Here is a 22,679-nt window from a genome sequence, read left to right on the forward strand (position 1 = left end):
GCAACGGAACCTATCGGAAACAAATGGGGACTGTAAACCCTAGGTCTTTCCCTAATCCACAAGGCTTTTACAGGGATATGGATACCCAAGGGTAGACCGCTAGAAAGAGACTTAAAATCCCTCGATCTCTGATCGTGCGGGTTCGATCCCCGCCGTCCGCACCACCCTTCATCGTCGAGCTTCGGTGGCAGGCCACCCAAAGCTCGGCTCCATCAAAAACGCACGCACGGGCTGGCCGCCGCATATGCCGCGTGAGCTGCTGATCCGATAAGTCTTCGACGTCATCCTCGAAGTGATTTCAAAAGGGGGCGCCGGATTTTCAGCGCCGGATCGCAGGCGGCATGTCTTTTATGGCCAACGACGTCGCTACAGTCGCATCAGCCGGCAATTCCATCGCCATTATGCCCGCGGTTGGGCGGTACGGTGCCGAAGCAGCGGTTCTCACGCCGCCTTTCGAGCGGGCCAGCAGCCGCCTGCGCATTCGCAAAGCTATTCGGAACGGCCAATGACAATAACCATAGATAGAAACGCCAGCTGGCGCGACATCGCACGCGTGAGCGAAGGCGAATCCCTGGCGCTTAGCCAGTCGGCGTGGGAGAGGATCGCTTTTGCGAACCAGATCGTAGCGGCCATCGTCGAAAAAGGGATCCGCGCCTACGGCGTCAATACCGGGGTCGGCGCCTTGGCAAGCAAGATCGTGGCGCCTGCCCTGCAAAAGAAGTTGTCGCGCAATATCATTCGCAGTCACGCCTGCGGCGTCGGTGACCTCGTGCCGAGACGCGGCGTGCGCGCCATCATTGCTGCTCAAGTGGCAAATTTCGCGCATGGCCATTCGGGCGTTGGCCCTACGATCGTTCGCAATCTGCTCACCTTTATCGAGCGCGACTGCGTTCCCGACGTGCCGTCCCGGGGATCGGCAGGGTATTTGACGCACAACGCGCATGTAGCACTGGTCCTGATCGGCGAAGGCAGTGCAACCGTGGCAGGCCGCTCTATGAGCGGGCTCGCGGCCCTGGCTGAAATGGGTCTGGAACCATTGGAGCTTGGCGCCAAGGAGGGCTTGAGCCTCGTCAACGGAACCGCATGCGCAACCGGCCTGATAAGCATCGCCGTGCTGCGCGCGGAGCGTTTGTTGGGATGGGCTGACGCGGCGGCTGCTTTAACTCTTGAAGCCGCAGGCGCGCAAATGCCGGCTTTTGGCGAGGCAATCCTGGCGATGAGGCCCTCACCCGGCATTCAGGACGTGGGCAAATCGCTGCGTGGCTGGCTTCATGGCAGCGAACTTATCGCGCTGGCTCATGGCAGTCGCACGCAGGACGCACTCAGTCTTCGCGCCGTGCCGCATGTTCATGGCGCCGCCCGGGAGGTGCTGGACCGGTCCGCCGAGCTTGTCGACCGCGAACTGGCAGCCGTCACCGACAATCCCGCGGTATTCGGGTCTCCGAACGATCCTCAGGTCGTTTCAGAGGCGCATGCGGTAGCGCCCGCTCTCGGGCAGGCCGCTGACGGCCTGACCATCGCCTTGGCTCAGGTGGCTGGAATGAGCGAGCGTCGCATCGATCGTCTCGTCAATCCGCTTGTCAACAATTTGCCGGCCTTCCTTGCCGATGAGGACGGAGCCAATTCCGGCTTCATGATCGCGCAATACACGGCCACATCGCTCAGCAACGTCAACCGGCGTCTGGCCGCCCCGGCGGCGACCGACGGCGGCGTCACATCCGGCCTGCAAGAGGATTTTCTGGCTCATCCAACCGTCGCAGCCAACAAGCTGCTGGCGGTTATCGACAACGCCGAATACATTCTGGCGATCGAGCTCATGGCGGCCGCGCAGGCCCATGATTTTCTGGCCGTGCGCGGTGCGCGTGCGCCTGGTACCGACACCATCTATCGAATGGTCCGGGACAATATCGCGCACTATTCCGACGATCGGCCTCTGTCCCGGGACATGGAAGCCTTGCGCAACTTCATCCGCGAAATGGACGTGCCGGCCTGTCCGCGGCACAGTTCGTAAGGCAAATGCTCGGCCAGCTTCGAGAGGCTAGGCCTTCATCGGGTTCAGCTTCAGATGCTGGATTTGGCATCGACGATGCAGTCGTCGGCTATGCCGGCCGGCTCGTCGAGCGGCATTGTCCAGGACCTCGATGTCCTCGCCCTCTTCCGGGGCAACCGTATCGAGAACGGCCATTCGCATTCGTTTTTTAGCAAAGGCGAAACAAAGGATGCATTTCCGCGTTGAGGGTCGTCAAAACGCGGGAGATCTTTGAAAATGGATCCGGCAACTGCGGCAGTGATGGTTTTGCTCCAGTGCAGCCCGGTTGAGGGTTCTGTCTGCAAACCCGTCGATATGGCGCCGACCATGTATGCGTCGCTCGACTTATGCATGGCTTCGCTGAAGGACAGGCTGGCAAGCGCTCCGAACGGCGAGACCGTTGGGCGGTGTCGCCTCGTCGATGCGACCGTCACAGATGGCTTGCCGGTCGGCTATACAAGGGTTTTTGTGACTCGTGGGCGGGGCGACGACGCCATCACCAGCAGCTACGTCGTACAGCGCCAGCGTTAGCCGCCTCGTTCCCGCTGCCCCACGGTGGCGTTCTCCCCTGTTTGCTAGATGCGCGTAGCGCCACGCTCTCGGCCGCCAGAATGTGGCACCGGTGGTGGCTGATCGGCGCTTCGCTCATGGTCTGGCCCAGAACCTACCTCGATGATTCCGACCAGCGCGCGAACAAACTCAACCATATCGTTCGCCGTGATGGCTGCCCTGTCGGGATCTTGCCCAATGTGCTCGGCGGCCGCACAACATGACAGACGGATGTGATCGTAGTGGGAATCCCTTTCATCCTCCGGCAACATCGCCAGTTTCATGGCCCGGCGATAAATCAGCCGCAGCAACTGTTCGAGAGCGGCTCCGACACTCATGCGTTTTACTCCGCATTGGTCTAGCGTTCCGGTGCTCAGGGCGCATGTCGGAACGTCGATGGGCGGTATTTCCGCCCCTGTGCCCAAAGGTTGCGTTATAGCCATTAATATATCGTATATTGCTAATATACGATGCCCGAAGCGTTTTTGGTATCGACGATGTCGTAACGACCCAGCCTGACGCCGACGGCGTGAGGCGAAGCCTAGCCAGGACGGCGCGGACCGAGCGACCCTGTACGAGCTGGTTCATCGAAAGCGATTGCTTCGGCCAACTTGGTCAGCATTCGCTCGACTTTCTCGGCCGCGGCATCGGTGCGCTTGATATCCTGGATAATTCGCTGTGTCAGAAGCGCGAACCTGGCGGCGCGATACACCTCACCGCCTCTCGCGGTTTCGTGGTGAAATGCCGCCATCATCATGGGGAACCATCAAAAATTATTGGCCGATCAATCTTTGTCAGGCGCTCCCTGGCCTCGACCAGTTGCCGCTGCGCGGTCCTGATCCGGCTGCAAAGCGCGATATTGATGCCGACGCCGCAGTCCTCGTCCAGCATTTCTTCCGCGCGTTCCAGAGCGAGTTCCGCTCGATTGATGCGCTGTCTGGCCTTGGCCAGTTCCATATTGAAAAGCTCAACCATTGTTCCGCTTCCGTTGCGGTCCCTTCCAGAGTTAAACCGCCGCTGACCCCTTTGGTTCCGTGATGCGAGGGATGGAGCCAACTCATGCCGGAATGTCGGTCAAGCCTTCATCGGGTTCAGCTTCAGATGCTGGATCAGGATAATCGTCTTGGCATCGACGATGCGGCCGTCGGCGATGCCGGCGAGCGCTTCGTCGAGCGGCATTTCCAGGACCTCGATGTCCTCGCCCTCCTCCGGCGCGCCGCCGCCAGCGGAGATGCGGTCGGCGGGCGAATAGCGTGCAACGAAGAACCACAGCCGCTCGGTCACGCTGCCCGGGCTCATATAAGGCGAAAACAACCGCTCTACGTCCTTCAGCCGGTAGCCGAGTTCTTCCTCCGCCTCCTTGCGGATGGCGGTCTCGGGGTCGTTTTCGTCGAGCAGCCCGGCACAGGCCTCGATCAGCGGTTCGCGGTGGCCGGTGACATAGGCGGGATAGCGGAACTGGCGCACCAGAAGCACCGTCGAACGCTGTGGGTCGTAGGGCAGGATCACCGCGCCGTCGCCGCGATCATAGGTCTGGCGAACCTGCGTCTCCCACTGCCCGTCGCGCCGGCGATAGTCTAGCACGGTCTTTTTCAGCACCGCCCAGTCGTCGGAAAGAACCTCTTCCGAACGGATACGAATACGATCTTCCATTGGATACCTCGGTATTTGGCGCCGGGCGCAGGCGTAGCCGCGAACCGACGCCTGCGCAATTGGGGCAGCGATTGGTCCAGCGTTTCACTCTCTCGTGTGTGGTATGCAAGATATCCGTCGCCTAAATAACGCCTTCCCTCTCCCCGGAGCCCTCTTCATGACCGCATCGCTTTTCCAGCCGATTACCCTCGACGGCGTCACCTTCCCCAACCGCATCGCCGTGGCGCCGATGTGCCAGTATTCCGCCGAGGATGGGTCAGCCAGCGACTGGCATCTTTACCACTGGATGAACCTGGCCATGTCCGGCGCCGGCATGGTCACGGTGGAGATGACCGATGTCGAGCGCCGCGGGCGCATCACCCATGGTTGCCTCGGGCTTTACTCCGACGACAACGAGGCCGCCGCGCGCCGCACTCTGGATGCGGCACGACGCGTCGCCGCGCCGGGCACGAAATTCGGCACGCAGCTTGCGCATGCCGGCCGCAAGGCCTCGAACCGCAAGCCCTGGGAGGGCGGCGGGCCACTGCAGCCGAACGAAGACGCCTGGCAGACCGTCTCGGCCTCGGCCATAGCCTACGACACCGGCTGGAATGTGCCACGCGCGCTCGATGAGGAAGAGATCCTGCAGCTCATCGAGCGGTTCGCCCAAGCCGCCAGGCGGGCCGAACGCGCCGGCTTCGACTTCATCGAACTGCACGCAGCGCATGGCTACCTGATCTTCCAGTTCCTGTCGCCGCTGTCCAACCAGCGCACCGACCGCTGGGGCGGCTCGCGGGAAAACCGGATGCGTCTTGTCGTCGAAATCGCCAGGGCGGTGAAGAAGGCGGTGCCGAAGCTGATGCTCGGCGCGCGGCTGTCGGTGAAGGACTGGGTCGACGGCGGCTTCGACGTCGAGGATGCGATCGAGGTGGCGAAGGCCCTGAAGGCCGAGGGTATCGCCTATCTCTGCTGCTCCAGCGGCGGCAATTCGCCGTCGCAGAAATTGCCCACCGGTCCCGGCTATCAGGTGCATCTGGCGGAAGCCGTGCGCAAGGGCGCCGGCATTCCGACCCGCGCGGTCGGCCTGATCGACGATCCCCAGCAGGCCGAGGCTGTTATCGCCGAAGGCCGTGCCGACATGGTGGCGCTGGCGCGCGCCTTCCTCGCCGATCCGCGCTGGGGCTGGCGCGCGGCCGCCACATTCAAGGAAAAGATCCATCCGGCGCCGCAGCTCGCCCGCTCGGTAACGACGATGGAGCACTGGATGAAGGCTGCGGGCTGAACCGGCCCGCCCTCCTGACACAGGCGCGATCCCGCCCAGCCCGTTTTGCCACAGCCCGCTTCAATTCTGGCGGCAAACTGTTACGCTGGGCGAGGCTGCGGCGGGCGCGGCCGGGCTTGGGAGGAGATCATGTCGTTCAGGGCATTCTTGCCGGCTGCGATGCTTGTGACTGTCGCCGGCCTTTGGCTCGGCGCATCGACGCCGAGCGTGGCGCAATATTGCGAGGGGACGGTGCACGGCCTGTCTGGCCGCTACAATCTGGCGACCGGCAGCGGCTTTCTCGCCGTGCGGACACGGCCCAACTCGTCATCGCGGATGATCGGCCAGCTGTTCAATGGAGACCACGTCGAGATTTTCGACCGGCGCGGCAACTGGTACAAGGTCGAAATCGGCGGGACCACCGGCTGGGCGAACGCACGCTGGCTGCGCAACGACTGCGGCTACTGAGTACGCCGAAACATGTCACCCAAAAAGCGCGCCGCGAAACGAGACGCGACTTTTGGGCGCAGGTTCCGGGCCACTTTTGCAACCAAATTGGCTGCTTTGCGTTGCGGCCATGATGGACAACAAACCTTTTGAAACGCCGGTCGTGGTCGAACTCGGCCATGTCGGCAAATATCGCCATATCCGCAGCACCCAGGAAGCGGCGGAGTGCCTCATGACGGTCTGGCCACTCAATCGCGGCCCGCGTCATCGTGATGCCCTCGACACTTGCCTCAAAGTGCTGGAAGGTTATCGTTCGACAGCGGAAGCGCGACGGGCACTGATCGAGGCCGCCAGGGAATCGGAAGTGCTGGTGCCCGACGACCGGCTATCCGACGACCGGCTGCATTGAGCAGGCGGACCTTTCAACCGGAGGTTTTTATGGCGAAGCTGACTTACAAGATCGTCGAGCATGACGGCGGCTGGGCCTACAAGGTCGGTTCGACCTTCTCGGAGACATTTCCGACCCATCAGGATGCTTTGCGCGCCGCCGAGATCGCCTCGGCCGAGCAGCAGGTGGCGGGCGCGACGGACGGCATCCAGTATGAGGATGCCGACGGCAAATGGCACGAGTAACTGGCCGACGGTCGGGATCGGCCGCAGACCGAGGTTTCCGACTAGTCTCTCCTCAGAAGACAATTTTCCGGCAGGAACAGGCAGGGCGCCGACCGCGGACGTCTGGAGAGACGACGTCCCACGGTCAGCGGCTGCCCAGCGGCTGAATTATTTGCCGCAATAGTGATCGTTGACGTTCAATCCAGCATTGGCATCAGGACCAGCTGTATTGGAGGCACAAGGTCCGGCAGGCCCCGAATTGCCAAGGCTGTCCAGCCCTGAGCGGTCGCCATTGATGCTCCCGGTCGTGTTCTGGTCGACACCGGAAGACTGTTCGTTGCCGAACCAGTTGTGATGGTTGGAATATGTGCCTTCCGATGGCTGGGCCATCGCCGATGTGGCGAGACCGATCGTCAGAACCGATGCTGCGATAAATTTCCTGTACATTGCATTACTCCGTGTCTTGGTCGCCTTGGGTGCGACACGGGGTAAACCCGGCAGTCAGCCGAATGGTTCATTGAAATTGTCGTGAGGCTGTGGTGATGGAAACGCGCGGGCGGCAATCCGCTCGATGAAGCCAATCACACGCTTGGGCTCAACGAATTGCGGCATATGGCCGACGCCGTCGACGGGTTCGAAGTCAAGCCCTGCGATCTTGCCTTGCATCGGCTCGCCATGGATACGGATGTCGATGACGCGGTCGGCGGTTCCGAAGAGGATGCCGGCAGGCATGACAAGCTCGCCATAGCGCTGTTCGATGCGGCCGAGATCCTGTTCGACGGCCACGACATCGGCTGATGTTGCCTGGAAATGGACTGGCCGCAGCCCGAGCCAGCCGCCGCCGTCGACCATGTAGTCCGCGGGAAAGACCTGCGGCGCGAAGATGAATTCCATTGTCGGCCGCGCATAGCGCAGGCTCAGCGGTATCGCCACGGTATAGGCCATGATCCAGCGCCGCAGGCGAGAGGGGATATAGAGCAGGTCAAATCCTTGCCGCCCCCTGGTTTCCAGATGCGTCAGCGGCGCCAGCAAGGCGATGCCCGAAATTGCCTCGGGATGTTCCACGGCCAGGGTCAATGTGACGGCGCCACCCAGCGAGTGGCCCACCACCAACGGCCTTTCCAGCTCCAATTTTTCGATGAAGCGGCGCACCAGGGCCGCCTGTTCAGGCAAGCGGCCGGTGGCACCGTTCGCGCGCGTCGAATAGCCCGATCCCGGACGATCGAGCGCGATCAGCCGATAGCCTGGGCCGAAATGTCCGAACAGCGTGTGCCGGAAGTGGTGGAGTTGCGCGCCAAGCCCATGCAGGAAGACGATCGGCCGCCCCTCGCCCACATCGACATAGTGGATGCGGTTGCCGTCGATCTCGATGAATTTTCCGACCGGCGGCACCAGCCTTTGCGCCTTCGCCGCGATCCATAGCGTCGCCAGCACCAGGCAGGCGATCCCCAGGACCGCCAGCAGGAACAGCTGGGCCAGCCACGACAGGATCGATATCGGCATTGTTCACCCGGACCAGAACCCGTTTGAGCTTACCTGCATCCGGTCATGCTGTAACCTCGCATCGTCCAGGCACGGATGTTCACCGCCGAGGTGGCATTGCCGATAGCCACGCGCCGCGCTATTTCAGGCGACCCGTCCTGCCGGAGCCCTCCATGACCGAAATCGTTACCGCCGCCATGCTCGTCATCGGCGATGAGATTCTCTCCGGCCGCACCAAGGACAAGAACATCGGCCACCTCGCCGACATTATGACGGCCGTCGGCATCGACCTCAAGGAAGTGCGCATCGTTCCCGACCAGGAAGACGAGATCGTCGCGGCGGTGAATGCCGTGCGTGCGCGCTACACCTATGTGTTCACCACCGGCGGCATCGGCCCGACCCATGACGACATCACCGCCGATTCGATTGCCAAGGCGTTCGGCGTGCCCTGCGAATACGATGCCAAGGCCTATGCGCTGCTGGAGGCAAGCTATGCGGCGCGCGGTATCGAATACACCGAGGCACGCAAGCGCATGGCGCGGATGCCGCGCGGCGCCGACCATATCGATAACCCGGTGTCGGTAGCGCCCGGCTTTCGCATCGGCAACGTCCACGTCATGGCCGGCGTGCCCTCGATCTTCCAGGCCATGCTCGACAACGTCGTGCCGACGCTGAAGACCGGCACGAAGATGCTGTCGGCGACGGTGCACTGTCCGTTCGGCGAAGGCCTTGTCGGCGGGCCGTTGGGTGAGATCCAGAAAGCGCACCCGGATACGATCATCGGCTCCTATCCAAAGTATGGCGACGGCAAGTTCTGGACCGAACTGGTCGTTCGCGCCCGCAGCCAGGAGGTCCTCGACGCCGCGCGTGCCGATGTCGAGGCAATGGTGGCGGGTTTCGCCGCCAAGGCGAGTTGAACCGGTTCTGGCCGGAACAAAGCGTGGCGCGCCGGCGTTGCTTTCACGCGAGTTCAAACACTCGCCAGATTGAGGGATCACCATGCGCTTCAAGACCATCGTTGCCATTCTGCAGAACGAGCAGGACGCCGAGCGCGTGCTCGACTGCGCCATTCCGCTCGCCAACCGCTACGAGAGCCATCTGATCGGCATCCACGCCGAGGCGCTTCCGGTGCCCTACACGTCGGCGACCGGCTTTCCCGATACCGAGTTCCTGCAGGTCTCGGCCGACATGAGCCGGGAGCGGGCCGACAAGCTGCAGGCCGTCTTCCTCAGGCGCATCGAGGATTCCGGCCTCTCCTTCGAGTGGCGCAGCCTGGAGAGCTTCTCCGGCGACAGCGCGTTGACCGGCATTTCAAGCGTGCGCGCCGCCGATCTTATCATTGCCGCCCAGCGCGAAACCGGCGGCGATCCGAGCGCCGATGTCGACACGCTGGTCTATGACGCCGGCCGGCCGGTGCTGGTGGTGCCGAGTGCCGGTCCGCTGGTCACCACGTTCAAACGTGTCCTGCTCGCCTGGAACGGCAGCAAGGAGGCCGCCCGCGCCGCCTTCGACGCCCTGCCCTTCATCATCGAGGCCGAGAAGACCGACATATTGGTCATCGATCCGCCCGATACGTTCGACGAAAGCCCAGAGGCCGCCGGCGCCGAAATCGCGTCGGCGCTGTCACGCCACGGCGCCAATGTAAGCGTCTCGGTGCAGAAATCGGGCGGCACCTCGGTCGACGACATGATCCAGAACAGGGTCGCCGAGACCGGCGCCGATCTGCTGGTGCTTGGCGCCTACAGCCACTCCTGGCTGCGCCAGCTGCTGTTCGGCGGAGTGACGCGCACGGTGCTGCGCACGGGACAGGTAGCGGCCTTCCTGTCGCGATAAGTCCACAGCCATCGCTGCCAGCCGCCCTTGCCAAGGCCGAGGCTTTCCAGTTAATTCCGCGCGCATTCCCCTGTTTTTGTGCACGCGGTCTTCGCGTGCTGCGGAGTGCGCGAAAAATGTCTCTTCCCGAAAAAGCCTTCCCGGTCTCCTGGGACCAGTTCCATCGTGACGCCCGCGCGCTTTCCTGGCGGCTTTCCGGCGCCAACAAGGGGCAATGGAAGGCGATCGTCTGCATCACGCGCGGCGGGCTGGTTCCGGCGGCGATCATCGCGCGCGAGCTCGGCATCCGCGTCATCGAGACAGTCTGCGTCGCCTCCTACCACGACTACACCAGCCAGGGGCAGTTGCAGGTGCTGAAGGAGATTACGCCGGCACTGCTCGCCGACGACGGCGCCGGCGTGTTGATCATCGACGACCTGACCGACACTGGCAAGACCGCCGGCATCGTGCGCGCAATGATGCCCAAGGCGCATTTCGCCACCGTCTACGCCAAGCCGAAGGGCCGGCCGCTGGTCGATACTTTCGTCACCGAGGTCAGCCAGGATACCTGGATCTATTTCCCCTGGGACATGGGCTTCACCTACCAGAAGCCGATCGCCGACGACCACGCCGGCTGATTCGCGACACGCCCCTTTTCCAACTAAGCCGCCACCGACGACAATATTTGCTTCCGTGGGCGGCTCCCCGGGACAGGATATCCTGTGAAATCGACCTCTATTGGCGGGAATCGGCTAGGCTGATCAAAGTTTTTACTTTTATTGGTCAGAATTAGCCGTAAGATTCGTAAGGCGGCAAACGATTCTGGAGGCTGGGGCTAGCTTCTCCGATGTTGACAAGGCCAACGACGCACAACCATCTGGCCGAAAGGGTCCGGCGACTCTTCGGCACCGCGCCGTGCCGTCTGCAGGTTGCCGCGCTGCCCTGGCGCGATACCGGGAATGGCGTCGAGATCATGCTGATCACCAGCCGCGACACGGGCCGCTGGGTGTTGCCGAAGGGCTGGCCGGAAGCCAAGGAGCCGCTCTGCGAGGCGGCGGCGCGAGAGGCCGGCGAGGAAGCCGGATTGCGCGGAACCGTCTCGCATCTCGAAGCCGGCCGCTACTTCTATGCCAAGGTTCTCGCTTCGGGTGAAGAAGTGCCCTGCGAGGTGCTGGTGTTTCCGCTGCACGTCGACAAGATCGCCGACCGCTGGAAGGAAAAGCACTCCCGCACCCGCAAGTGGGTCAATTCCAGCGAAGCCGTGCGTATGATCAATGAGCCGGACCTTTGCCAGATCATCGCCTATTTCTGCGCCGACCCGCACAGATTCTCCTAGGTGACCTTCGGCATTCTCCAGGGCAGATTCACAACCCTGTGATGTGTCGAGCATGAAAGGTTTGATAATCCTTATTCGCTAAGAATCGGCCTATCTGGCGTTTGACTATGGCGAATCCTGTAGACCCACTTCAGCAACATACCGGCGAGCCCGAGCGCGAGCACCGTCCACGCGTGCTCAAGGGTGGAACCGTCATCACCGGGATTCAAAACTCGGAAATCGCCGTGATGCTGCGCAACCAGCATGCGGGCGGCGCCGAATTGAAAATACCGCTCGAGGCGCGGGTGCCCGATCGTTTCCTGCTTTATGTGCCGCTCGACGGTGTCGCCTATCGCTGCGAGGTCCGCTGGCGCCGCAACGACCGGGTCGGCGTACAATTCACTGGCACCGAGCCGAAGCCGAAGCTGCATTACGGCTGATATCTGGCTTATCGGCCCGACAGGGCTTTCGAGGCCGACCAGATTTGCTCACGACGGACGCCTCCCGGCGGTCAAAGGCCGCAGATCCGCCGGTCGAAACGGCAATCGCGGCGGCGCAGTTCTATCCCCGTTATCCACATGTGTGACACACAAGATGTTGGGGTCACAAAAGCTACGCAAACGAATCCTTGACGGCGCAAAACGAGTCGCCTTTTATAGGCCATGTGCTCCTGTTGAGAGCGCGACCGGAAAGTTCTGAGCCCGGTCTTTTTCCCGGATTATGTGCGTTTTTGCCCGCATTTCCGCCCGTTTACGAGGCCGGCGGAAGCGTTGGGGTTGTGGGGTGGTGGGGCGACGAAAGGGAGAATTGTCGGACTGGAATAAATTGTCTGTTAATACTATATTTAGTGTTTGCAGGTAGGTTCGACGCTAGATACTGTGAATTTCCCTCGAGTGAGGGAATCGAAAAAATCAGATTTGAGGGACCCGCGGGGTTCGCCGGCGCGTTGTGACAGAGGCTTCACGAGAAGCCCAGGCTGCAAATGCTGGGGGAGATCGCGGAATGGAGAGCCGGCCGTTTTCGAACGCCGGCAGACGGCGGACATGCGCGTTTCGCATCAGGGGGAGAAATCCCTGGGGAAAAGCGCTATATATAGACAAAAGGACCGGACCAATGCGCATCGAGCGTCGCTTCACCAAGCAAGGGCAATCGGCTTATGCGGAGATCGAATTCCGCAAGGCGCTTTCCGAGATCAAGAATCCGGATGGCTCGGTGGTGTTCCGCCTCGACAACATCGATGTCCCGGCGCAGTTCTCCCAGGTCGCCGCCGATATCCTGGCGCAGAAATATTTCCGCAAGGCCGGCGTGCCCGCGCGGCTGAAGAAGGTCGAGGAGAACGACGTCCCCTCCTTCCTGTGGCGCTCCGTCGCCGACGAAGCTGAACTGGCCAAGCTGCCGGAAGCCGAGCGCTACGGTTCCGAGATCGACGCCCGCCAGGTCTTCGACCGTCTGGCCGGCACCTGGACCTATTGGGGCTGGAAGGGCGGCTACTTCAAGTCGGAGGAAGACGCGCGGGCTTTCCGCGACGAGCTCGCCTATATGCTGGCCACTCAGCGTGTCGCGCCGAATTCGCCGCAATGGTTCAACACTGGGTTGCACTGGGCATACGGCATTGACGGTCCGAGCCAGGGCCACTTCTATGTCAACCCCTTCACCGGCAAGCTGACCAAGTCGAAGTCCTCCTACGAACACCCGCAGCCGCATGCCTGCTTCATCCAGGGCGTGCAGGACGACCTCGTCAACGAGGGCGGCATCATGGATTTGTGGGTGCGCGAGGCGCGCCTGTTCAAATATGGCTCGGGCACCGGTTCGAACTTCTCGCTGCTGCGCGGCGAAGGCGAAAAGCTGTCGGGCGGCGGCCGCTCGTCCGGCCTGATGAGCTTCCTCAAGATCGGCGACCGCGCCGCGGGCGCCATCAAGTCGGGCGGCACGACGCGCCGCGCGGCGAAAATGGTCATCGTTGACGCCGACCACCCCGATATCGAGGAATTCATCGACTGGAAGGTCAATGAAGAGCAGAAGGTCGCCTCGCTGGTGACCGGCTCCAAGATCGTCAAGAAGCATCTCGAAGCCATCATGAAGGCCTGCGTCAATTGCGAAGGCAATGGCGAGGACTGCTTCGATCCGGCCATCAACACGGCGCTGAAGCGCGAGATCAAGGCAGCCAAGAAGTCGGCGGTGCCGGAGAATTACATCTACCGCGTCATCCAGTTCGCCAAGCAGGGCTATACCTCGATGTCGTTCAAGACCTACGACACCGACTGGGATTCGGATGCCTACCTGACGGTTTCGGGCCAAAACTCCAACAATTCGGTGTCGCTGAAGGACAATTTCCTGCGCGCCGTCGAGGACGATGCCGACTGGCACCTGACCGCCCGCAAGGACGGCAAGGTCTTGAAGACGCTGAAGGCCAGGGACCTGTGGGAAAAGATCGGCTACGCCGCCTGGGCGTCGGCGGATCCGGGCCTGCATTTCAACACGACGATGAACGACTGGCACACCTGCGCTTCGGCCGGTGCGATCCGGGCCTCCAACCCGTGCTCGGAATACATGTTCCTCGACGACACGGCCTGCAACCTCGCCTCGATCAACCTGCTGCCCTACCGCAACGCCGACGGCACGATCGATATCGCCGCCTACGAGCATACCGTGCGTCTGTGGACCATCGTGCTCGAAATCTCGGTGATGATGGCGCAGTTCCCGTCGAAGGAGATCGCCAAGCTCTCCTACGAATACCGCACGCTCGGCCTCGGCTACGCCAATATTGGCGGCCTGCTGATGACCTCCGGCATTCCCTATGATTCCGACGAGGGCCGCGCCATCTGCGCCGCGCTCACCGCGATCATGACTGGTGTCGCCTACTCCACCTCGGCGGAAATGGCCTCCGAACTCGGCGCCTTCCCCGACTATGACCGCAACGCCCAGAACATGCTGCGCGTCATGCGCAACCATCGCCGCGCCGCCTATGGCGACAAGGACGGCTACGAGAAGCTCGCCGTCAACCCGGTGCCGCTGGTCGCTTCCGACCTCAAGCAGCAGGCGCTTGCCGAGCATGCGAAAGCCGCCTGGGACCGCGCCATCGAGCTCGGCGAGGAGCACGGCTACCGCAATGCGCAGGCGACCGTGATCGCGCCGACCGGCACCATCGGCCTTGTCATGGATTGCGACACCACCGGCATCGAGCCCGATTTCGCGCTGGTGAAGTTCAAGAAGCTCGCCGGCGGCGGCTACTTCAAGATCATCAACCGCGCCGTGCCGGAAGCGCTGCGCACGCTCGGCTATTCCGAGAGCCAGATCGCCGAGATCGAGGCCTATGCGGTCGGCCACGGCAATCTCAACCAGGCGCCCGGCATCAACCCCGGCTCGCTCAAGGCCAAGGGTTTCAGCGACGACAAGATCGCCGCGCTCAATGCGGCGCTGAAGTCGGCCTTCGACATCAAGTTCGTCTTCAACCAGTGGACGCTCGGCGCCGACTGGGTGAAGGAGACTTTTGGGTTCACCGACGAGCAGCTTAACGACTTCTCGTTCGAGATGCTGCCGGCGATGGGCTTCTCCAGGAAGGACATCGAGGCCGCCAACATCCATGTCTGCGGTGCCATGACGCTGGAAGGCGCACCCTTCCTCAAAGCCGAACACCTCGCCGTGTTCGACTGCGCCAGCCCCTGCGGCAAGATCGGCAAGCGCTCGCTTTCGATCAACAGCCACATCCAGATGATGGCGGCCGCACAGCCCTTCATCTCGGGCGCCATCTCCAAGACCATCAACATGCCCAACGATGCGACGGTGGAAGACGCCAAGGGCGCCTACATGCTGTCGTGGAAGCTGGCGCTGAAGGCCAACGCGCTCTACCGCGACGGCTCGAAGCTGTCGCAGCCGCTGAACGCCTCGCTGCTCGCCGATGGCGAGGAGGATGAGGACGAAGCCGTCGAGCAGTTGATCCAGGCTCCGGCCGCAGCGCGCGCGGCGCAGATCACCGAGCGGATCGTCGAGCGCATCATCGAACGCGTGTCGCGCGAGCAGGAAAAGCTGCCTGGCCGCCGCAAGGGTTACACGCAGAAGGCTAAGATCGGTGGCAACACCATCTTCCTGCGCACCGGCGAATATGATGATGGCCGCCTCGGCGAGATCTTCATCGACATGAACAAGGAAGGCGCCACGCTGCGTGGCCTTCTCAACAACTTCGCCATCGCCATTTCGCTCGGCCTGCAATACGGCGTGCCGCTCGACGAATATGTGCATGCCTTCACCTTCACCAAGTTCGAGCCGGCCGGCATGGTCATCGGCAACGATGCCATCAAGAGCGCGACGTCGATCCTCGACTATGTGTTCCGCGAACTGGCCATCTCCTATCTCGGCCGCAACGACCTCGCCCATGTCGACCAGTCGGACTTCTCCAACACCGCGCTTGGCCGTGGCATCAGCGAAGGCAAGACCGACGCCGTTTCCAAGGGTCTGACCCGCGGTTCGCCGGTGAAGCTGGTGTCGAGGGCAATCGGCAACGAGCCGAAGGGCTTTGCCGGCGGCTCGACAGGCACCCCTGCCCGCTCGGCGCCGACCGCCTTCTCCGGCTCCAACGTGCTGGCGCTGAAGCCGGCCAGCGACGAGGCGGTCGCCTACAAGCGCGACTATGAGGAGCGGGCCAAGGAACTGGCCGAGGACATCGCCTTCGAGGAAGCGGTTTCGGAGACTTCGGATGCCACGGCGGCGCTGTTCACCGACGCCGCCGCGAACGAAGCGGCCGAGGCGAAGAAACTCGCCGCCGACCGCCGCGCCAAGTCACTGCTGCAGGGCTACACCGGCAATTCCTGCTCCGAATGCCAGAATTTCACGATGGTGCGGAACGGGACCTGCGAGAAGTGCGACACGTGCGGCGCCACGAGCGGGTGCAGCTGAGAATTTGAAGCGCGCCCTGACTGACTGACGACGCGTCACTGTATCTCGCTCGACGTCAAGGTAAACTGCTCATTCGACACACGAAGTTTGCTCACCCTCGTTTTTGAGAGGTGAGCAAACTGAAAAAGGCAGGAGGCCTGGATCAATGTCGAGGCCTCCTGGTTCACGTCTAGGCTGAAGCCGGGGGTGAGCGGTCGGAACCAGCCGGAGGCGTCGCACTGGCAATGGGCAATCCCTTTGCCAGTGATTGTTCGACCGCTCTTGAGCTGGTGCGTGACGACTTCGGTACAGGGGCGCCCATCGCGCGGGTGTTCATGCCTGGGTACGTATTCGTGGCCTTATGCGGACCGCAATTGAATCTCTTGACCATGACTGGGAACCAGAGGGCGGCCGCTGGGACGATGATGGTGGGCGCGGCTATTGGCGTCATCGGCTGCGTTATCGGGATACAGATCTACGGCCCATTGGGTGCCGCGATAGGGCTCGCGCTTGCTCCGGTTGTATGGAACGTTGCAATGGCGGTCTACATCCGAAAGCGGCTGAAGACCTTGCCTGGGCTGGTCTATGCGTTGTTGACATTGTTGAACATGCGCGCGGTCAAGAGCCGGCACGGTATTGGTTCTTACCCTGGCCCTGATCGGCTTCAAGTGGTCACGGTGATATCGTCACGCGCATTTTATTCTGAGAGCGTTGTGAACCTTCAGTCCCGTTCTGGCGGGGCCGAACTCATGCAAACGCACGATGATTTAGCCCGAAGCGACAAGCACTATCGATACGCGCTCGATAGACCTCTCTCTGTGACGCTGAAGCCTTGGGACCAGGCTTTTGGTCAGGGTCAAAGGGTCCTGTATGGCGAAGAGGGGCAATGGAAATGGTTGGCAACACCAACTCATCGCGCCTGGCATCACTCGACCTTCTGCGATTGATCGCAGCCTTGGCGGTTGTGTGCTTTCACTACCTTTATCGGGGGCCGATTACCGGAGATATCGACGCTGGATATCCTGCGGCTGCCCCGTTTGCCATCTATGGCTATCTCGGTGTCAGCCTGTTTTTCCTGATCAGCGGTTTTGTCATCACGTGGTCGGCTGAGGGGCGAAAGTGGCAGGATTTCGCCGTCGCGCGCTTCGTGCGGCTCTATCCTGGATTTCTGCTCTGCATGACATTGACGTTTGTCGCTCTCTCAATCGCCAACAACCCTAGATTTCCGACGAATTTTTCGACCTATGTCGCCAATCTTTCCATGTTCGCCCGCGCATTCGGCAGGCCGTCCATGGATGGTGTCTATTGGTCGATCATGCTCGAGATCGTATTCTATGGCTGGGTTGCGGCGCTTATTTTTGCGGGTGCCTTCCAGCGTTGGAAGTTGGCGATCGTTGCCATCTGGCTCGTGATTTCGGCAGGAAATGAGCTCTTCTTCGGGAACACGGCGATACGAATTTTGCTTATCACAAGCTATGCGCCTTTTTTTGCCGTCGGTATTTTGGCCCAACAGGTCGTCGCAAAAGGTCGTTCGCCGGCGGCGCTCATCCTTCTTGTCGCAGCCTTCCTGTTGTCGTGCCAGACGATCACATTCAATCAGGGCTGGATGCAGGAGCATTACGGAATGGCCATTCCCTATCCCGCTCTCTTGGTCGCCAATGGATTTGTCTTTGGGATTTTCGCAGGTGCACTCCTGATCCGCTCCCTTGTGGCGCCTTCGAAAACCGTTCTGATGCTCGGCGGATTGACTTACCCACTTTATCTTTTGCACCAGTACATAGGTTATCTCTCTCTCAACGCACTGGCCCCATTAATCGGCAAGAACGTTGCGTTCTTTGTCGTTTTGCTCGCGGTGCTCCTTGCCTCCTTCTTGATCTGGCGTTTTGTCGAAACGCCGCTACGCAAGCCGCTTATCCGCGGTTTGACGTCCGCCATCGATCACATCGCATCAGCTGGATCCGCGTACGCCAGAAGGAACCGCCCAGTGGCGCGGACTTAGCGTAACCTCCGGGGGCGGGCCAGGAGGTGGGTCGGCGGCTGCAGGAGCACTGTTCTAGGCGCCTGCACGCAACGCGAACTGATCGATCTCACGGCGCTAGCCATCGCCGCATCCTGTCAGAGTGAAGGCATCCCAGGCCGAGCCGTCCGGATTGGCGTTGGCGAAATCGGCCCATTCGGTGAAAGCCACACCGAAATCGGGCAACAGCAGCCCTTTCGGCGCCGGTGTCGCTTCGCGCGAATTCAACTGTTCGGCCCCGCCGCCGGTCAAGGCATAGACCTGACCTTCCCATATCCTGCACAGTCCGCTGCCATCCTGCAGGCCCGCTTCGCGATCGTCGTCGGTGCAGGCGTGGCGGATGGTGCCGAGCGGAAAGGAATTCTTGCCGTTGGTCCAGGTGATGTCGGCCGGCAGGTTATTGTCGGTGTTGGGCACGCTCAGCGAGAACACCTGCGCCGTCAGCGCCGCCGGCTCATTGTCCAGTGGCCGGAATTGTAGGACAGCGCCCGAGCGCGGCTCGCGGTAGGTGGCGTGGCTCAGCAGGCATTCCTTGGCATTCGCCATCTGGATCGGGCCGAGCAGGCCCAGGAAAACGAAAGCCAGTTTGCGAAGGATCACAGGATATCTCCGGGAAAGCGTTGTGGAAGCCAAAAGCCTGTCCTCACACCAGCCCGACCAGAAAGGCAGCGCCGCCGAGAAATCCTGCCGCACAGACCCACAGCAGCCAGAGCCCGCGCACCCGGCATTCGAGCACCGCCGAGCCAGGATTGGCGGGGTCATAATGCACGTCGACCTTGCTGCCCTCGACATAGTTTTGCGCCTGACCGCCGACGAGGCCGGGCAGCGAAGCCGTGACCGTGGCGCCGAAGGTGACGCGGTCGGCGCTGTAGCGCTGGCCGGCGACGCCATAGCTGTAGACGATGCGGGATTTGAACACGGTGCGCCAGCGTCGATAGCTGCTATAGTTTCGCAGCGCCTGCAGACCTGAGGACTCAACGCGGCCGGCGGCGACCGGCCATTTTGCCGCCTGCTCGGCAAGCGATTTCTGGGCAAAGCCCATGCGTAGCGCGAACAGGCCCATGAACAGCAGCAATGCCGCGGCACCGAGATTCTGCGGTTTGGGCAGATGCGGCCGGATCGCCTCGAGCACGCCGCCGATGGAAAACACCAGAACCGCCGTGCCGATCACCAACCCGGCCGAGAGCTGGAACATGAACTTGAAGGCGCCGTCCGGCATGGTGCGCTCGATCACGGCCTTGCTCGGATCGGCCGGATTGTAAAAGACGGCCACCTCCGCGCCGCGGGGAAACTGCGCAAGGGTTTCGCGGACCTCGAAGTTCCCCAAATTCTCCTTCACGCTGTAGCGCGAGCTTTGAAATTTCCTGCCGCCGACCTTGTATTCGAAGGTGATGGCCGGGAAATTCCGCATCTCCGTGGTATCGGTGCTGTCCGAACCAGCGCCCGAGCTTCTGACCTCACGCGCCTCGACGCGCGACGAGATGATCTTTCCCGGCGTCGGCAACCAGCGGCTGAGCGCTTGCACCTCTCGCCATTTCACGAACGTGATGAGCGACAGCATGCCGGAGACCGCGCAGGCAAAGCCGACAAGCAGAAATTTGAGTTCCAGCTCCACCCTGATCCCCCCGGAGTGCAGGAACAGGCACTAGACAGCACCACGGCGGCAATGTCTCGCTTATTCGCAAAGTCGAGAGATGAGCGACCGGGCGTAACGCGCGCCCTCTCATTCTCCTTGCGGGAGAAGGACAAGATCCCTTCATGCCGGCTTCACAGCCAGGAAGGTGTTCCATTCCTCGGTGTTGCGGCCAATGTTGAAATCGTCCCTGAGAAGTATCAGCCCGGCGGCTTCGAGACGGGCGGCGAAGTCGTCCCTGCGCCACAAGACCGTATGGTAGTTGCCTGATGTCTCGCCGTCGCCATTGCGCATCGATACGAGCAAGGCGCCGCCTGGCCGCAGCGACCGGGCTATCTTGGCAAGCACCTGGTCGGTCTGGTCGCGCGGTACATGGATCAGGACGGCGAGCGCCAGGACGGCATCATAGGGGCCGCCGAGATCGTCGGTGAGGAGATCGAGAAGCTCACCATGCTTGCCACGCGCGGCCTGCAGCTCGAGAAACCGTTTTGTCGCGTCGGTGCGCCGAACCTTGACGCCCAGGCCCTCCAGAAAGTCCGCATCGTAGCCCGCTCCGGACCCGACTTCCAGAATCTGGCCGGCAGTGCCTGCAATCGCCACAAGCCGCTTCAGCGATGCCTGCTCTCTCTCGTTGGGAACATGCCGCACGATGGCATCGTAGCGTTCCGCATAGTCCTCATAGGCACTGATCGTTTGACGGCTCTTCGCCAGAGCCTGCGACGACACATCCATCTTGCCCTCCCTTGCGTCCATGTGAGTCAAAAACGCTTCTTCAGCGAAGGGTGCCGGGAGGCACGTGGCCGTCGAGGACGCCGATGTCGCGCAGGAAATGATCCGACAGCGAACGCTGGTCAAGCAGGCCGCGCCTGCGGGACCTGAACGGCACGGTGAAGAGCTCAAGCATCGGACGACGAAGCGTGCTGTAGAGGGTGGTGGTCATTGCCGTGGTCCTTTCGGGTTCGGGTTGATGACCAGATCATGCCTGGTCGCGGCCTTGGATTCCAATCGAACGTCGCGTACCATGCATCAGGAGGATTGATGCATCATGAGTTGGGAGCTACCACCACTAGGGGCTATCCGGGTCTTTGAAGCCGCAGCTAGACTGGGCAGCTTCACCAAGGCGGCCGAAGAGCTCGGCATGACCCAGTCGGCGGCCAGCTATCAGATCAAGGTTCTGGAGGAGCGCGCCGGAACGCCGCTTTTCATAAGAAAAACAAGGCAGATCGCCTTGACCGAGGCCGGACAGCAGCTGGCACCGCATGCATCGGGCGCGTTCTCGGCCCTGGCCGATGCGTGGGTCGCCACAAAGGGCGGAGCGACCGGCGTGCTGTCGGTGACGACCATGGGGACATTTGCATCGAACTGGCTGGCCGTCTGGCTCGGAACATTCCAACTGATGCATCCGGACCTCGCCGTGAAGGTTGATACATCGTCCCGGCTGGTCGATTTCGGGCGCGAGGCCATGGATATCGGGATCCGGACCGGCACCGGCAAATGGCCCGGCCTGACCGCCCACTATCTGTTCAAGGCGGATTACACGCCCATGCTCAGTCCAAAACTGGCCGAGAGCGTCGGCGGTATCTGCCACCCAGAGGATCTTTACAAGGTGGCGCTGTGCGGCCCCAACGATCCCTGGTGGAAAATCTGGTTCGAAGCAGCCGGCGTGCCCTTCGATCCCGCTCGGGTCATCCCTGGTCCGGCGCTTGGCGGGCAGGCCTATGACGCCATGGCTGCACTGACCGACAAGGGCGCTGCAATCCTCACGCAAAACCTCTACAGCGCGCTGTTGGCCAAGGGGCAGTTGATGAAGCCTTTTGACATCGTCGGGTCCGACGGCGACGGCTATTGGCTGGTTCACCTGGAAAGCCGCCGCAACGTCCCGAAGATCAAGGTGTTCAGGGATTGGGTGCTGGCCCAGACCGCGGACATTCGAGAACAGGAAGCGCGCCAGACATAGGCCTACGGGGTTCACTCGCAACAGAGGACCAGATGATCGATCACATAACCATCGAAGTGGCTGACCTGGAGAAGAGCAAGCTCTTCTACGAACGCGCTTTCGTGCCCCTGGGCTATCGCCTGTCCTTCGGCAAGGAGGGCGTGTTCTGGGCCTTCGATGTTGGCAATGGCTGCCTGTTCGAGATCCAGCGAACCGGCGAGGCGCCGCCGCTCACCCATCTGCATGTTGCCTTCCGCGTCGGCAGCAAGGCAGAAGTCGATGCGTTCCACCAGTCGACGCTGGCAGCCGGCGCCCAAGACAATGGCGCGCCCGGCCCGCGTCCCGATTATGTGGAGAATTACTACGCCTGCTTCGTGCTCGACCCCGATGGCTACAACATCGAGGCAATGATCAACGAACCCGCGGCTTCCTCCTAGGGCGCGGCAGCCCCGATAGAGCCGAGGATGACGAAGGGACGACATACATCTCGCCCCGCCAGCCGCCGCCTCGGCCACAGTCGCCCCCTGTTGCGCACGGCGCCGGCATCGGCCGGTCGGTTGATCCAGATCAACGCGGACGCATCGCCCGTGCTGTCTCCTTTCTCCTTGGCTATCATCCCAGGGAGAACGAACGTGTCGACTTACGACCTCATGGTTATCGCCGCAGTCCTGTTCAGCTTCGCATCATTTTCCGCGGTTCTGGCTTTTGCCACCTTCGACGAATCGCGTCGCCGTCGTCCAAAATAAGGCAGTCGGACCGGTTGGATGGGCGGTCGGGCGACCATTCACACGACGAAGTGATATAGGTGCAATTTGACGGCGGATCGGATCGAATGAGAACGTCTGGATGATAACAACCGGAAAGCGGTCATGAGCGACGAAAACGAGGACGACACCGACATCGTCAACCAGCTCGCCTACGTCAGAGCCGATCCCACCCAGCACGATACGATTACGCTTCTCACCATGATCGATGCCGCGATTGCCGAGATCATGGCGCTGCGGAGAAAGCTGCGGCTGAGCGAGGAAAGGAATGACGGGAGCAATCAGCTCCAATAGACGGCAAGACCTGAACGAATGGCG

The 22,679-nt window shown here is 61.7% G+C and carries 29 protein-coding genes; 19 read left to right on the forward strand and 10 right to left on the reverse strand.

Annotation, left to right across the window (positions count from 1 at the left end; all coding sequences use genetic code 11):
• Positions 1-505: 505 nt before the first annotated feature.
• The 3 genes from JG747_RS22785 to JG747_RS22795 are packed head-to-tail and all read left to right on the forward strand — an operon-like array spanning position 506 to position 2,560.
• Positions 506-2,011, forward strand: coding sequence for an HAL/PAL/TAL family ammonia-lyase (locus tag JG747_RS22785; RefSeq protein ID WP_202360079.1), 1,506 nt, complete (start codon positions 506-508; stop codon positions 2,009-2,011).
• 54 nt (positions 2,012-2,065) lie between these two features.
• Entirely contained in the window at positions 2,066-2,236 is a 171-nt protein-coding gene (locus tag JG747_RS22790; protein WP_202360080.1) for a hypothetical protein, read from the forward strand.
• 30 nt (positions 2,237-2,266) lie between these two features.
• Positions 2,267-2,560, forward strand: a complete 294-nt coding sequence (locus tag JG747_RS22795; protein ID WP_032920551.1) for a hypothetical protein — start codon at positions 2,267-2,269, stop codon at positions 2,558-2,560.
• 44 nt (positions 2,561-2,604) lie between these two features.
• Here the strand turns inward: JG747_RS22795 and JG747_RS22800 are convergent, their stop codons facing one another.
• The 4 genes from JG747_RS22800 to JG747_RS22815 all read right to left on the reverse strand — a co-directional run bounded on the left by JG747_RS22800 (position 2,605) and on the right by JG747_RS22815 (position 4,231).
• Positions 2,605-2,916: a hypothetical protein gene (locus JG747_RS22800; RefSeq protein ID WP_202360081.1), complete on the reverse strand. Its 312-nt coding sequence runs from the start codon at positions 2,914-2,916 to the stop codon at positions 2,605-2,607.
• A 203-nt stretch (positions 2,917-3,119) separates the two neighbouring features.
• Entirely contained in the window at positions 3,120-3,335 is a 216-nt protein-coding gene (locus JG747_RS22805) for a hypothetical protein (protein WP_202360082.1), read from the reverse strand.
• Positions 3,332-3,553, reverse strand: a complete 222-nt coding sequence (locus JG747_RS22810) for a hypothetical protein (protein WP_202360083.1) — start codon at positions 3,551-3,553, stop codon at positions 3,332-3,334. Before JG747_RS22810 ends, JG747_RS22805 begins: the two co-directional genes overlap by 4 nt.
• 99 nt (positions 3,554-3,652) lie before the next feature.
• A complete protein-coding gene (locus JG747_RS22815; RefSeq protein ID WP_019857853.1) occupies positions 3,653-4,231 on the reverse strand; it encodes an NUDIX domain-containing protein in 579 nt (192 codons plus the stop codon).
• A gap of 157 nt (positions 4,232-4,388) precedes the next feature.
• Between JG747_RS22815 and JG747_RS22820 the strand changes: the two genes are divergently transcribed.
• The 4 genes from JG747_RS22820 (at position 4,389) to JG747_RS22835 (ending at position 6,551) form a co-directional block, all read left to right on the forward strand.
• Entirely contained in the window at positions 4,389-5,492 is a 1,104-nt protein-coding gene (locus JG747_RS22820) for an NADH:flavin oxidoreductase/NADH oxidase (protein ID WP_202360084.1), read from the forward strand.
• A 129-nt stretch (positions 5,493-5,621) separates the two neighbouring features.
• Positions 5,622-5,939: an SH3 domain-containing protein gene (locus JG747_RS22825; protein WP_064982808.1), complete on the forward strand. Its 318-nt coding sequence runs from the start codon at positions 5,622-5,624 to the stop codon at positions 5,937-5,939.
• A 109-nt stretch (positions 5,940-6,048) separates the two neighbouring features.
• Positions 6,049-6,327, forward strand: a complete 279-nt coding sequence (locus tag JG747_RS22830) for a DUF982 domain-containing protein (RefSeq protein WP_019857850.1) — start codon at positions 6,049-6,051, stop codon at positions 6,325-6,327.
• A 29-nt stretch (positions 6,328-6,356) separates the two neighbouring features.
• Complete coding sequence (locus JG747_RS22835) at positions 6,357-6,551, forward strand: DUF2188 domain-containing protein (protein ID WP_202360085.1); 195 nt, start codon at positions 6,357-6,359, stop codon at positions 6,549-6,551.
• 147 nt (positions 6,552-6,698) lie between these two features.
• Here JG747_RS22835 and JG747_RS22840 read toward each other — a convergent pair whose 3' ends face one another.
• Positions 6,699-6,977: a hypothetical protein gene (locus JG747_RS22840; RefSeq protein ID WP_038646526.1), complete on the reverse strand. Its 279-nt coding sequence runs from the start codon at positions 6,975-6,977 to the stop codon at positions 6,699-6,701.
• Positions 6,978-7,031: 54 nt separating this feature from the next.
• Entirely contained in the window at positions 7,032-8,033 is a 1,002-nt protein-coding gene (locus JG747_RS22845) for an alpha/beta fold hydrolase (RefSeq protein ID WP_202360086.1), read from the reverse strand.
• 152 nt (positions 8,034-8,185) lie between these two features.
• On the opposite strand from JG747_RS22845, the gene JG747_RS22850 reads away from it, so the two are divergent.
• From JG747_RS22850 to JG747_RS22885, 8 genes are all read left to right on the forward strand, one after another.
• Positions 8,186-8,929, forward strand: coding sequence for a competence/damage-inducible protein A (locus tag JG747_RS22850; protein ID WP_202360087.1), 744 nt, complete (start codon positions 8,186-8,188; stop codon positions 8,927-8,929).
• Between the two features lie 82 nt (positions 8,930-9,011).
• Positions 9,012-9,845, forward strand: a complete 834-nt coding sequence (locus tag JG747_RS22855) for a universal stress protein (RefSeq protein WP_019857845.1) — start codon at positions 9,012-9,014, stop codon at positions 9,843-9,845.
• 116 nt (positions 9,846-9,961) lie between these two features.
• A complete protein-coding gene (gene gpt / locus JG747_RS22860; protein ID WP_010909158.1) occupies positions 9,962-10,462 on the forward strand; it encodes a xanthine phosphoribosyltransferase in 501 nt (166 codons plus the stop codon).
• Positions 10,463-10,671: 209 nt separating this feature from the next.
• Positions 10,672-11,160: an NUDIX hydrolase gene (locus JG747_RS22865; RefSeq protein WP_019857844.1), complete on the forward strand. Its 489-nt coding sequence runs from the start codon at positions 10,672-10,674 to the stop codon at positions 11,158-11,160.
• Positions 11,161-11,267: 107 nt separating this feature from the next.
• Positions 11,268-11,579: a PilZ domain-containing protein gene (locus JG747_RS22870; protein ID WP_019857842.1), complete on the forward strand. Its 312-nt coding sequence runs from the start codon at positions 11,268-11,270 to the stop codon at positions 11,577-11,579.
• 673 nt (positions 11,580-12,252) lie between these two features.
• Positions 12,253-16,032, forward strand: coding sequence for a vitamin B12-dependent ribonucleotide reductase (locus JG747_RS22875; RefSeq protein WP_202360088.1), 3,780 nt, complete (start codon positions 12,253-12,255; stop codon positions 16,030-16,032).
• 224 nt (positions 16,033-16,256) lie between these two features.
• On the forward strand, positions 16,257-16,958 hold the full coding sequence (locus tag JG747_RS22880) for a lipopolysaccharide biosynthesis protein (protein WP_202360089.1): 702 nt from the start codon (positions 16,257-16,259) through the stop codon (positions 16,956-16,958).
• Positions 16,904-18,010 carry an acyltransferase family protein gene (locus tag JG747_RS22885; protein ID WP_240564669.1) on the forward strand — a complete coding sequence of 369 codons (1,107 nt, stop codon included), beginning with the start codon at positions 16,904-16,906 and terminating at the stop codon, positions 18,008-18,010. Before JG747_RS22880 ends, JG747_RS22885 begins: the two co-directional genes overlap by 55 nt.
• A gap of 96 nt (positions 18,011-18,106) precedes the next feature.
• On the opposite strand, the gene JG747_RS22890 is transcribed toward JG747_RS22885, so the two are convergent.
• The 4 genes from JG747_RS22890 to JG747_RS22905 form a co-directional block, all read right to left on the reverse strand.
• Positions 18,107-18,628: a hypothetical protein gene (locus tag JG747_RS22890; protein WP_038646508.1), complete on the reverse strand. Its 522-nt coding sequence runs from the start codon at positions 18,626-18,628 to the stop codon at positions 18,107-18,109.
• A 43-nt stretch (positions 18,629-18,671) separates the two neighbouring features.
• Positions 18,672-19,643, reverse strand: coding sequence for a DUF3592 domain-containing protein (locus JG747_RS22895; protein ID WP_202360090.1), 972 nt, complete (start codon positions 19,641-19,643; stop codon positions 18,672-18,674).
• Between the two features lie 141 nt (positions 19,644-19,784).
• Positions 19,785-20,393: a class I SAM-dependent DNA methyltransferase gene (locus tag JG747_RS22900; protein WP_202360091.1), complete on the reverse strand. Its 609-nt coding sequence runs from the start codon at positions 20,391-20,393 to the stop codon at positions 19,785-19,787.
• 40 nt (positions 20,394-20,433) lie between these two features.
• Positions 20,434-20,601: a hypothetical protein gene (locus JG747_RS22905; protein ID WP_167470452.1), complete on the reverse strand. Its 168-nt coding sequence runs from the start codon at positions 20,599-20,601 to the stop codon at positions 20,434-20,436.
• Between the two features lie 105 nt (positions 20,602-20,706).
• Between JG747_RS22905 and JG747_RS22910 the strand changes: the two genes are divergently transcribed.
• The 4 genes from JG747_RS22910 to JG747_RS22925 all read left to right on the forward strand — a co-directional run bounded on the left by JG747_RS22910 (position 20,707) and on the right by JG747_RS22925 (position 22,655).
• On the forward strand, positions 20,707-21,618 hold the full coding sequence (locus JG747_RS22910; RefSeq protein WP_202360092.1) for a LysR family transcriptional regulator: 912 nt from the start codon (positions 20,707-20,709) through the stop codon (positions 21,616-21,618).
• Between the two features lie 32 nt (positions 21,619-21,650).
• On the forward strand, positions 21,651-22,034 hold the full coding sequence (locus tag JG747_RS22915; protein WP_202360093.1) for a VOC family protein: 384 nt from the start codon (positions 21,651-21,653) through the stop codon (positions 22,032-22,034).
• A gap of 27 nt (positions 22,035-22,061) precedes the next feature.
• Positions 22,062-22,343 carry a hypothetical protein gene (locus JG747_RS22920; RefSeq protein ID WP_202360094.1) on the forward strand — a complete coding sequence of 94 codons (282 nt, stop codon included), beginning with the start codon at positions 22,062-22,064 and terminating at the stop codon, positions 22,341-22,343.
• Between the two features lie 123 nt (positions 22,344-22,466).
• Positions 22,467-22,655 (forward strand): hypothetical protein, encoded by a 189-nt coding sequence (locus tag JG747_RS22925; protein WP_019857832.1) that lies wholly within the window; start codon positions 22,467-22,469, stop codon positions 22,653-22,655.
• The last annotated feature ends 24 nt before the right edge of the window (positions 22,656-22,679 follow it).

Source organism: Mesorhizobium sp. 131-3-5 (genome assembly GCF_016756575.1).
Taxonomy (GTDB): Bacteria; Pseudomonadota; Alphaproteobacteria; order Rhizobiales; family Rhizobiaceae; genus Mesorhizobium; species Mesorhizobium jarvisii.

Bases quoted from the DNA above. Each gene is read 5' to 3' on its own strand.
- JG747_RS22785 (WP_202360079.1), top strand. From the start codon at position 506: ATGACAATAACCATAGATAGAAACGCCAGCTGGCGCGACATCGCACGC.
- JG747_RS22790 (WP_202360080.1), top strand. From the start codon at position 2,066: ATGCTGGATTTGGCATCGACGATGCAGTCGTCGGCTATGCCGGCCGGC.
- JG747_RS22795 (WP_032920551.1), top strand. From the start codon at position 2,267: ATGGATCCGGCAACTGCGGCAGTGATGGTTTTGCTCCAGTGCAGCCCG.
- JG747_RS22800 (WP_202360081.1), bottom strand. From the start codon at position 2,916: ATGAGTGTCGGAGCCGCTCTCGAACAGTTGCTGCGGCTGATTTATCGC.
- JG747_RS22805 (WP_202360082.1), bottom strand. From the start codon at position 3,335: ATGATGATGGCGGCATTTCACCACGAAACCGCGAGAGGCGGTGAGGTG.
- JG747_RS22810 (WP_202360083.1), bottom strand. From the start codon at position 3,553: ATGGTTGAGCTTTTCAATATGGAACTGGCCAAGGCCAGACAGCGCATC.
- JG747_RS22815 (WP_019857853.1), bottom strand. From the start codon at position 4,231: ATGGAAGATCGTATTCGTATCCGTTCGGAAGAGGTTCTTTCCGACGAC.
- JG747_RS22820 (WP_202360084.1), top strand. From the start codon at position 4,389: ATGACCGCATCGCTTTTCCAGCCGATTACCCTCGACGGCGTCACCTTC.
- JG747_RS22825 (WP_064982808.1), top strand. From the start codon at position 5,622: ATGTCGTTCAGGGCATTCTTGCCGGCTGCGATGCTTGTGACTGTCGCC.
- JG747_RS22830 (WP_019857850.1), top strand. From the start codon at position 6,049: ATGATGGACAACAAACCTTTTGAAACGCCGGTCGTGGTCGAACTCGGC.
- JG747_RS22835 (WP_202360085.1), top strand. From the start codon at position 6,357: ATGGCGAAGCTGACTTACAAGATCGTCGAGCATGACGGCGGCTGGGCC.
- JG747_RS22840 (WP_038646526.1), bottom strand. From the start codon at position 6,977: ATGTACAGGAAATTTATCGCAGCATCGGTTCTGACGATCGGTCTCGCC.
- JG747_RS22845 (WP_202360086.1), bottom strand. From the start codon at position 8,033: ATGCCGATATCGATCCTGTCGTGGCTGGCCCAGCTGTTCCTGCTGGCG.
- JG747_RS22850 (WP_202360087.1), top strand. From the start codon at position 8,186: ATGACCGAAATCGTTACCGCCGCCATGCTCGTCATCGGCGATGAGATT.
- JG747_RS22855 (WP_019857845.1), top strand. From the start codon at position 9,012: ATGCGCTTCAAGACCATCGTTGCCATTCTGCAGAACGAGCAGGACGCC.
- gpt (WP_010909158.1), top strand. From the start codon at position 9,962: ATGTCTCTTCCCGAAAAAGCCTTCCCGGTCTCCTGGGACCAGTTCCAT.
- JG747_RS22865 (WP_019857844.1), top strand. From the start codon at position 10,672: ATGTTGACAAGGCCAACGACGCACAACCATCTGGCCGAAAGGGTCCGG.
- JG747_RS22870 (WP_019857842.1), top strand. From the start codon at position 11,268: ATGGCGAATCCTGTAGACCCACTTCAGCAACATACCGGCGAGCCCGAG.
- JG747_RS22875 (WP_202360088.1), top strand. From the start codon at position 12,253: ATGCGCATCGAGCGTCGCTTCACCAAGCAAGGGCAATCGGCTTATGCG.
- JG747_RS22880 (WP_202360089.1), top strand. From the start codon at position 16,257: ATGGGCAATCCCTTTGCCAGTGATTGTTCGACCGCTCTTGAGCTGGTG.
- JG747_RS22885 (WP_240564669.1), top strand. From the start codon at position 16,904: ATGGTTGGCAACACCAACTCATCGCGCCTGGCATCACTCGACCTTCTG.
- JG747_RS22900 (WP_202360091.1), bottom strand. From the start codon at position 20,393: ATGGATGTGTCGTCGCAGGCTCTGGCGAAGAGCCGTCAAACGATCAGT.
- JG747_RS22905 (WP_167470452.1), bottom strand. From the start codon at position 20,601: ATGACCACCACCCTCTACAGCACGCTTCGTCGTCCGATGCTTGAGCTC.
- JG747_RS22910 (WP_202360092.1), top strand. From the start codon at position 20,707: ATGAGTTGGGAGCTACCACCACTAGGGGCTATCCGGGTCTTTGAAGCC.
- JG747_RS22915 (WP_202360093.1), top strand. From the start codon at position 21,651: ATGATCGATCACATAACCATCGAAGTGGCTGACCTGGAGAAGAGCAAG.
- JG747_RS22920 (WP_202360094.1), top strand. From the start codon at position 22,062: ATGACGAAGGGACGACATACATCTCGCCCCGCCAGCCGCCGCCTCGGC.
- JG747_RS22925 (WP_019857832.1), top strand. From the start codon at position 22,467: ATGAGCGACGAAAACGAGGACGACACCGACATCGTCAACCAGCTCGCC.